This window comes from Thiorhodococcus mannitoliphagus (assembly GCF_010915725.1).
In the GTDB taxonomy this organism is placed as follows: Bacteria; Pseudomonadota; Gammaproteobacteria; order Chromatiales; family Chromatiaceae; genus Thiorhodococcus; species Thiorhodococcus mannitoliphagus.
The window spans coordinates 1-321 of the sequence record NZ_JAAIJR010000513.1 but is presented as its reverse complement, the minus strand read 5'-3'; the positions used below and the strand labels follow the sequence as shown (position 1 = coordinate 321).

Annotated in this window: 1 pseudogene; it reads left to right on the top strand. The window is 64.2% G+C overall.

The features are described 5' to 3' along the window. Nucleotides 1-41 precede the first annotated feature (41 nt). Nucleotides 42-321, top strand: a pseudogene (locus tag G3480_RS27560) (hypothetical protein); the annotation flags it as partial.

Sequence of the window (321 nt, the reverse complement as noted above, 5' to 3'; positions counted from 1 at the left end):
AGGATCTCCATCCCTCTGGCCCACGTGCGGGGACGAAAAAGATGGCGTTGCTGGGGGCGGTCTATACGATTAACCCCGTGATCCGCACGCCCGAGGAGGTGCTCGAGACGCTGTGCTCGCCGGCCCCTTCCGTGCGAGACACCAAGCGCCCGAAGCCGTGTCACAAGCATATGCGCGCCGCCCTGGAGCGCGATGGCGACGACACCACGGCCCCGCAAGTGACCACCATCTTCGATTGGATCGGCGAACAAGCCCAGGCGCGCAATCCGAGCGCAGACAAACCGATCGTCCTACTGATGGATGGGCAGGAGTCGCTGTGGA